The sequence below is a fragment of the Microbacterium testaceum genome (assembly GCF_020781835.1).
In the GTDB taxonomy this organism is placed as follows: domain Bacteria; phylum Actinomycetota; class Actinomycetes; order Actinomycetales; family Microbacteriaceae; genus Microbacterium; species Microbacterium testaceum_H.
Genome location: NZ_JAJGNJ010000004.1, coordinates 292883 through 301664 on the forward strand (window position 1 = coordinate 292883; position 8782 = coordinate 301664).

Genomic DNA, 8782 nt, shown 5'->3' on the forward strand with positions numbered 1-8782 from the left:
TCCGCAGGTTGCGATCCACCTGCGAGGACGATCCGTTCGGACCGCGGTACCACCCCGCATTGCGCCCACCGAAATGGACACCTCTCTCACGGCGGCTGTGACGGGCCTGACCCGCTCGGTTCTACTGGGGGCGATGACCCCGTTCTTCCGAGAGCTCCCCGGTGATGGCCGGATCGGTGCTGATCCGCCCATTCTACGCGGTCGCGCGAGGTGCGGCCGATCCGATCGCCGAGGGGGGCGAGGCGGAGCGGGAATGCCGGACAGCGCGCGGGAGTTTCTGGACTCGTGCCAAGATCTAACCCCGTGACTGCTGCTCCCCCCGTCTCTCGTCCGACCTCACCCGCACGCCGCATCGCGTGGGCCTCGATGATCGGCACCTCCCTCGAGTCCTTCGACTTCTACGTCTACGCCTACTTCGCTGCGTTCTTCGTCGGTCCCCTGTTCTTCGGGCCGCTCGGCGAGGTCGGCGGGACGCTCGCCTCGTTCTCGACGATCGCCCTCGCCTTCGTCGTGCGCCCGATCGGCGCCGTCATCTTCGGGCACATGGGTGACCGACTCGGCCGACGGGCGACGCTGCTGTGGACGGTGGCCATCATGGGTGTCGCCACGGGTCTGATCGGCGTGCTCCCGACCTACGCCCAGGCCGGCTGGCTGGGCGCGGCGCTGCTCCTCGTGCTGCGCATCGCGCAGGGCCTGTCGCTCGGCGGGGAGTGGGGCGGTTCGATCCTGCTGGCGACCGAGCACGCCGGTCCCGTCAAGCGCGCGTTCTACGCGGCGATCCCCCAGCTCGGTTCGCCGGTCGGCTCGATCCTGTCGGCCGCGGTCTTCATCGTGATGACCTACGCCCTGCCGGCCGAAGAACTCGCCGCCTGGGGCTGGCGGATCCCGTTCCTGCTCGCGCTTCCGCTGCTGCTGGTCTCGCTGTACCTGCGGTGGTCGATCGACGAGACGCCCGTCTTCGAGAACGTCGTGGCCACGGGGCGTCGTGACCGCCTGCCGGTCCTGACGATGTTCCGCGCGCGACCCGCGGCCATCGCCATCGCGATCGGCGCGGCGCTGCTGGGCATCGGCTCCTACTCGCTCATGAACACCTACACGATCAACTACGGGGTGGAGCGTCTGGGCTTCAGCTTCCAGGACCTGCTGGTCGCGACGACGATCGGTGCGCTCCTCCAGCTCGTGACGATCCCGCTCTTCGGCGCGTGGGCCAACCGCATCGGATCCGCGAAGGTGGTGGCCTGGGGCGCCCTGGGCACGCTGCTGATCACGTTCCCGATGTACTTCCTGCTGCAGTTCGCGACGTTCCCGATCCTCGTCGCCACCATGATCGTCGGCGGCATCCTGCCGACGATGTCGTGGGCGGCGCTCGGCGGCCTCATGAGCGACCTGTTCCCGGATCACTTCCGCTATTCCGCACTGTCGCTCTCCTACGCGATCGGGGCGACGATCTCCGGCTTCATCCCGCTGGCCACCGCGAGCCTGGGCACCTCCACGGCATTCGCCTGGTGGCATCCCGGCGTCGTGCTCGCGATCCTGTCGGCCGTCACCCTCGTCGCGGCGTGGGCGGCGTCGCGCCGCCGTCCCGCTCCCGTCGAAGCCTGACATCCGCGCCGGCGGTCCGTGGCCTCCGGCGTCTCGGCGCCCGCCCCCCTCGGGAGCTCGACCCGTCAGGAGGACCCCAGCCTCGCGCGCGTCCGCACCGTCTCGCTCGGAGGGAGCTGACGCTGCCCGGCCGCGATGGGAGGGCTCGGTCGGCGCTCGTTCTCGAGGCCGCGGCGGTTCCTCCGCGATCCGCGCAATGTCAGTTGCCGACGCGGCATCCGGGCTGAGGTTATGCGGATCACTGAGCTTGCGCCGCACACAACTGAGCGCATCGGCGGGCTGAAACGCTGAGGCTCCGCCGTCCTGCTACCCGCGGTGCAGGCCCTGAGCGACGGCCCGCATGATCCGATCCTGAACCTCGTGCCACCGATGGACGACCTGCTCATAGCTGACGCGGATGACGTGGTACCCCTGCAGCATGAGGTCGGCATCGTGCCGGATATCGGCGGTGCGCTGGGCTCCGACATGGTGGGCGCCGTCGATCTGCACGACCAGCCGTTCTCCGATCAGCACGTCGACGCGGTGGCCCTCGATCCAGATCTGGACGCGGATCGGCACCGGCAGCCAGCGAAGCCGCACGATGAAAAGGGTCTCCAATCCCGAATCCGTCCACGGGGTCACCTCTTCGGCCAACCGCCGCGCGACGCCCGTCCACGGCAGTCGGCGCAGCGCGGAGACGTCGAGAAGACCCCTATTGAGAGCGGAATCCCAGACGGCTCTCGCCTCCTCATACGGCAGGCAGGATGCCACGGTCATGAGCACGTTCTCGACGGGGTCTTCCAGGGCATCCGGATGCCGCGGAACGACCGGCCGCTGCCAGTGCACGACGGCCGCCGTCTCGGCGACGCGACCCCGCCCCGGGTAGGCGGCGTGGGGCGTGTGGGGCGTCCGCGTGACCCACAACCCCTGTCGAGCGGCAGCGGTCACGCACGACACGACGACCCCGTAACGCGCCGCGGCGAGCAGGTCGGGGTCCGCGCCCGGCACCGCGATCCAGCCGCGCCGCACGCGGTTCACGAGCCCGACTTCGATTGCACGCGCGACATGGTGCCGGCTGAACCCGTCGGAAATGACGCGAGTGGAGCGGACGATGCCGCCGAGAGCGGCCACGTGTGCGGCGACGGCCTGGGGGCTGGCATCCATTCGACGATGCTGGCCGAACGGCGGGTCGCACGACGGGATCCGTGGCGCTTCGGGGATGGCATCCCTCCTGGGGAGGAGGAGTGGGCCGGTCGAACATCCTCAGAGATCTGCACAAAGTCAGCTGGCTCTGGCGGCGGACAACTGACCCGACGCTGATCGCCGACGTTGCGCGAAGCGCACGCGCGGCCGCACCGGCGCCCGTCCCCGCGGCCCGGTAGACTCGACCGGCATCCACAGTCAGGCACGCACACACGGTGCCGCACATATCGCTCGAGGAGTACCCATGTCGCTGATCCCGGACAAGCCCGCCCTGGAGGGCCTCGAGCAGAAGTGGGATGCCGCCTGGACCGACCGCGGCACGTACGTCTTCGACCGCGCTCGTGCGGTCGAGGTGGGTCGCGCCGGTGTGTTCTCGGTCGACACCCCGCCGCCCACGGCATCCGGAAGCCTGCACATCGGGCACGTCTTCAGCTACACGCACACCGACGTGAAGGTGCGCTTCGAGCGCATGCGCGGCAAGACGGTGTTCTATCCCATGGGCTGGGACGACAACGGCCTGCCGACCGAGCGGCGCGTGCAGAACTACTACGGCGTGCGCTGCGACCCGTCGCTCCCTTACGACCCCGACTTCACTCCCCCGTTCGCGGGTGGCGACAACAAGAGCAGCAAGGCCGCCGACCAGGTGCCCATCAGCCGCCGCAACTTCATCGAACTGTGCGAGCAGCTCACCGTCGAGGACGAGAAGGCGTTCGAGGCGCTGTGGCGCGACCTCGGACTCAGCGTCGACTGGGGCCAGACGTACCGCACCATCTCCGACGCCGCGATGCGCACGAGCCAGCTCGCGTTCCTCCGCAACGTCGAGCGCGGCGAGGCGTACCAGGCGCTCGCGCCGACGCTGTGGGACGTCGACTTCCGCTCCGCGATCGCTCAGGCCGAGCTCGAAGACCGCGACCAGCCCGCCGCCTACCACCGTCTCGGCTTCCACAAGACCGACGGTTCGGGTGACGTGTTCATCGAGACCACCCGCCCCGAGCTCCTCGCCGCGTGCGTCGCGCTCGTCGCGAACCCCGACGACGAGCGCTACCAGCCGCTGTTCGGCACCACCGTGCGCACCCCCCTGTTCGACGTCGAGGTGCCGGTGCTCCCCCACCCGCTCGCGCAGCAGGACAAGGGCTCGGGCATCGCGATGATCTGTACGTTCGGCGATGTCACCGACATCATCTGGTGGCGCGAGCTCGACCTCCCCAACCGCACGATCATCGGCAAGGACGGTCGCATCGTGGCCGAGGCTCCCGATGTCATCGTGACGGATGCCGCGAAGGCCGCCTACGCCGAGCTCGCCGGCAAGACCGTGTTCAGCGCCAAGAAGCGCGTCGTCGAGCTGCTGCAGGAGTCCGGCGAGATGGAGGGCGCCCCGAAGCCGTTCACGCACCCCGTGAAGTTCTTCGAGAAGGGTGACCGCCCGCTCGAGATCGTCTCCACGCGCCAGTGGTACATCCGCAACGGCGCGCGCGACGCCGAACTGCGCGAACGTCTCGTCGCCCTCGGCCGTGAGGTGTCGTGGCATCCCGACTTCATGCGCGTGCGCTACGAGAACTGGACCAACGGGCTCACCGGCGACTGGCTGGTGTCGCGCCAGCGCTTCTTCGGGGTGCCGATCCCCGTCTGGTACGGCCTCGACGAGAACGGCGAACGCGACTACTCGCGCGTGCTCACGCCCGATCTCGCAGCGCTGCCCGTCGACCCCACCACCGACGTCCCCCCGGGCTACACCGAGGACCAGCGCGGTGTGCCCGGCGGGTTCGACGCCGAACGCGACATCCTCGACACGTGGGCGACCTCGTCTCTCACACCGCAGCTGGCCGGAGGCTGGCAGCGCGACGACGAGCTGTGGAACCTCGTGGCCCCGTTCGACCTGCGTCCCCAGGGCCAGGACATCATCCGCACCTGGCTGTTCTCGACGATGCTGCGCAGCGCCCTCGAAGACGGCCGGGTGCCGTGGTCGGATGCCGCGCTTTCGGGCTTCATCGTCGACCCCGACCGCAAGAAGATGTCGAAGTCGAAGGGCAACGTCGTCACGCCCGCAGACATCCTGCAGCAGCACGGATCCGACGCCGTCCGCTACTGGGCGGCCTCGAGCCGGCTCGGCACGGACGCGGCCTTCGACCCGCAGAACCCGACGCAGATCAAGATCGGTCGGCGTCTCGCGATCAAGCTGCTGAACGCGGCGAAGTTCGTCCTGTCCTTCCCGGTTCCCGAGGGCGCGGAGGTGACGCACGCCCTGGATGCCTCGATGCTGACGACCCTCGACAAGGTCGTCGCCGACGCGACCGCGGCGCTCGAGGCGTACGACCACGCGCGCGCCCTCGAGATCACGGAGTCGTTCTTCTGGACGTTCTGCGACGACTACCTCGAACTGGTGAAGGAGCGCGCCTACGATCGCTCCGACGCGGGTCAGGCCTCGGCGGCACTCGCGCTGCGCACGGCGCTGTCCACACTGGTGCGGCTGTTCGCTCCGGTGCTCTCCTTCGCCGCGGAAGAGGTGTGGTCCTGGTTCGAGGAGGGCTCGGTGCACACCGCCGCCTGGCCCGAGCCGCTCGGCATCGACGGCGACCCGGTCGTTCTGACGGCCGTGGGCGAGGCGCTCATCGGTATCCGCCGGGCCAAGACCGAGGCCAAGGCCTCGCAGAAGACGCCCGTTCTCTCGCTCACGATCCACAGCCCGCAGGTCGCCGCGCTGCGCCTCGCCGAGGGAGACCTGCGCGCCGTCGGCCGGATCGAGACGATCACCTTCGTCGAGGCCGACACCACCGCCGTCACCGACATCGTGTTCGCACCCCAGGAGGACTGATGCAACTCGGAACCCGTTGGACCGCCCGCGAGCAGCCCCCGGCCGCCGTGCCCGCGGTGCTGCACGCGCAGATCGCGGCCGTCGAGGCGGCGCTGAATCCCGACGGACTCAGCGCTCCCGCACCGCGGTGGACCCTGACCTTCCTCGAGGGCCGCCCGGTGGCCGAGCTCGACACCGGCGTGATCGTCGCGCAAGAGGCCTCGGGCGAGGTCGTCGTGCGCTACGACACCGACGACGAGTTCGCCTGATCGGTCGGGGCCCGGGTCGTGTGCGGCCTCGGGCCCTCGGCATCCGGTCGCTCCGCGTGACTACGCTGGAACGATGACGGATGCCGTGAACAATCCCCTCCTCGCGCCGCCCTCGCTCCCCTACGACCTGCCGCCGTACGGCAGCATCCGACCGGAGCACTACCTCCCCGCATTCCACGCGGCCTTCGCGGCGCACCGTGACGAGGTCGACGCGATCACCGCGCAGACCGAGCCCCCGACGTTCGAGAACACCCTGGTCGCGCTGGAACGCAGTGGCGAACTGCTCGACCGCGTCGCCCGCACGTTCTACACGGTCACCGGCGCCGACGGCACGCCCGAGATCCAGTCGATCGAACAGGAGCTCGCCCCGCTCGTGTCCGCGCACGGCGACGCCATCCAACTCGACGCCGCGCTGTTCGCGCGTGTGCGCGCGGTGCACGACGTCCTCGACGACCTGGACCTGGACGCCGAGAGCCGGTACCTCGTCGAGCGTCGCTACCGTGAGATGTCCCTCGCCGGCGCGGGACTCGACGAAGACCAGAAGGCGCGACTGAGAGATCTCAACCAGCGGCTCTCGGTGCTCACGACGACGTTCGAGAAGAATCTGCTCGCCGACACGAACGACCTCGCAGTGGTCTTCGACGACGCGACCGAGCTCGACGGGTTGAGCGAGGGCGAGCTGTCCGCCGCCGCGCAGGCGGCGACAGAGCGTGGCCTCGACGGCCGTTACGTCATCGCTCTGACGCTGTACACCGGCCACCCGTACCTCGCATCGCTGACGAACCGCGCGAGTCGTCGCCGGCTGCTCGAAGCCTCCCGCGCCCGCGGAACCCGCGGCAACGCGAACGACAACCGCGCGACACTGCGCGAGATCGTCCGGCTGCGTGCCGAGCGCGCGGCGTTGCTCGGCTACCCGTCGCACGCCGCGGCGATCCTAACCGACCAGACCGCGGGCTCGCCCGCGGCGGTGCACGACCTGCTGCGGCGTCTTGCCGCACCCGCGGCGGCGAACGCGCGGGCCGAGCAGGCGGCGCTGCAGCGGATCGCGGATGCCGACGGCGTGACAATCGAGGCTCACGACTGGGCCTTCTACACCGAGAAGGTGCGTGCCGAGCAGTACGACCTCGACCGCGCAGCCCTGCGCCCGTGGTTCGAGGCGGAGCGGGTGCTGCGCGACGGCGTGTTCGCCGCCGCCGAGCAGCTCTACGGCATCCGCATCACCGAACGCCACGACCTGCAGGGATACCACCCCGACGTGCGGGTGTTCGAGGTGCACAACGCCGACGGCAGCGAACTGGGACTCTTCCTGCTCGATCTGTACACGCGGGACTCCAAGCGTGGCGGAGCATGGATGAACTCGATCGTCACGCAGTCGCGGCTGCGCGGAACGCCCCCGGTCGTGGTCAACAACCTCAATGTGAACAAGCCCGCGAAGGGAACGCCCACGCTGCTGACCCTCGACGAGGTCACGACGCTGTTCCACGAGTTCGGGCACGCGCTGCACGGACTCTTCGCGACCGTGACCTACCCCCACTTCGCCGGCACCGCGGTGCACCGCGATTTCGTCGAGTTCCCGAGCCAGGTGAATGAGATGTGGATCTTCTGGCCCGAGATCCTCGGGCACTACGCCCGGCACCACGAGACGGGCGAGCCGCTCCCCGCAGACGTCGTCGACCGTCTGCACGCCTCGGAAGCGTTCAACCAGGGCTTCGCCACGAGCGAGTACCTCGCGGCATCCTGGATCGACCAGGCGTGGCACGGACTCAGCGTCGACGAGGCGTCGCGCGAGATCGACGTCGCGGCGTTCGAGGCGGCGGCCCTCGCCGACATCGGGCTCGACAACCCCGCCGTCCCCACGCGCTATGCGTCGACGTACTTCGCCCACGTCTTCTCGGGCGGCTACAGCGCCGGCTACTACTCCTACATCTGGAGCGAGGTGCTCGACGCCGACACCGTCGAGTGGTTCCGCGAGAACGGCGGCCTCACGCGCGAGAACGGCGACCGTTTCCGCGAGCGACTGCTCGGGGTCGGCGGTTCCGGCGACCCGCTGGAGGCCTACCGCGACTTCCGGGGCCGGGATGCCGAGATCCAGCCGTTACTGGAGCGCCGGGGCCTGACGGTCTGACGCGCATCGGTCAGAACGGGGGGTTCGTGTAGAGGCTCGTCGAGCAGCCGGCCTCGCCCGGCTCGAGGGAGATGCGGCGGAAGTCGACCGAGTCGACCGTGCCGTCGACGCGTCGGACGAGGATCACGCAGTCCCGCGCAGCGGGGGCGCCGACCGCAGCCACCGCCTCGCCTGCATCCGCGACCGTGGTCTCCACGGTGAGGGACGGATCGGGGAAGACGGCACGGACAGCGTCGACCGAGACCTCGCCTGCCGAGAGGACGGCGCGGAGGCGATCCTCCGCGTCGGCGGGCAGCTGCGGCGGCCGGGTCGCGACCGGCGGCTCGGCAGGTGCCGTGGCGGGGCAGTCGATGCGCTCCGAGCTGGCCTCACGCGTCACCGCCAGCGTGAACCGGTAGCACTCGGCCGCGAACCCCGTGGGCTGACCCCGTTTCGTAGGTCCGGTGGTTCTGAGAGTCGTCCTGTCGCCCGGAGTCGCGGGCAGGGAGACTGGTCAGATCATGTCAAACAGCAGGAAGCGTCACACCCCGGAGCAGGTCGTCCGCAAGCTCGGGCAGGCCGACAGGATGCTCGCCGACGGGCAGGATGTCGCCGCGGTGTGTCGGGAGCTCGGCGTGTCCGAGCAGACGTACTACCGGTGGCGGAACCAGTACGGCGGCCTCAAGGCCGACGACGCAAAGCGCCTGAAGGAGCTGGAGAAGCAGAACGCCACCCTCAAGCGGCTACTCGCCGAAGCGGAGCTGGAGAAGGCGGCGCTGAAGGAGTTGGCTGAGGGAAACTTCTAGGCCCGGGCAGACGTCGCGCCGCCGTCTC

The 8782-nt window shown here is 69.7% G+C and carries 6 protein-coding genes and 1 pseudogene; 5 read left to right on the forward strand and 2 right to left on the reverse strand.

Going from position 1 to position 8782, the window contains the following annotated elements:
- The first annotated feature begins 303 nt into the window (after nt 1-303).
- Nucleotides 304-1602, forward strand: coding sequence for an MFS transporter (locus LL239_RS08465; RefSeq protein ID WP_228162985.1), 1299 nt, complete (start codon nt 304-306; stop codon nt 1600-1602).
- Between the two features lie 306 nt (nt 1603-1908).
- Here the strand turns inward: LL239_RS08465 and LL239_RS08470 are convergent, their stop codons facing one another.
- Entirely contained in the window at nt 1909-2745 is an 837-nt protein-coding gene (locus LL239_RS08470; RefSeq protein ID WP_228162986.1) for an endonuclease domain-containing protein, read from the reverse strand.
- Between the two features lie 283 nt (nt 2746-3028).
- Here LL239_RS08470 and valS point away from each other — a divergent pair, with 283 nt between their 5' ends.
- The 3 genes from valS (at nt 3029) to LL239_RS08485 (ending at nt 7969) form a co-directional block, all read left to right on the forward strand.
- The gene (gene valS, locus LL239_RS08475) at nt 3029-5596 is read left to right on the forward strand and encodes a valine--tRNA ligase (RefSeq protein ID WP_228162987.1); all 2568 of its coding nucleotides are present in this window, start codon (nt 3029-3031) and stop codon (nt 5594-5596) included.
- The gene (locus LL239_RS08480) at nt 5596-5844 is read left to right on the forward strand and encodes a hypothetical protein (RefSeq protein ID WP_228162988.1); all 249 of its coding nucleotides are present in this window, start codon (nt 5596-5598) and stop codon (nt 5842-5844) included. Before valS ends, LL239_RS08480 begins: the two co-directional genes overlap by 1 nt.
- A 73-nt stretch (nt 5845-5917) precedes the next feature.
- Complete coding sequence (locus tag LL239_RS08485) at nt 5918-7969, forward strand: M3 family metallopeptidase (protein WP_228162989.1); 2052 nt, start codon at nt 5918-5920, stop codon at nt 7967-7969.
- 10 nt (nt 7970-7979) lie between these two features.
- Here the strand turns inward: LL239_RS08485 and LL239_RS08490 are convergent, their stop codons facing one another.
- Nucleotides 7980-8348 carry a hypothetical protein gene (locus tag LL239_RS08490; protein WP_228162990.1) on the reverse strand — a complete coding sequence of 123 codons (369 nt, stop codon included), beginning with the start codon at nt 8346-8348 and terminating at the stop codon, nt 7980-7982.
- A 121-nt stretch (nt 8349-8469) separates the two neighbouring features.
- Here LL239_RS08490 and LL239_RS08495 point away from each other — a divergent pair.
- Nucleotides 8470-8782 (forward strand): annotated as a pseudogene (locus LL239_RS08495) (transposase); the annotation flags it as partial.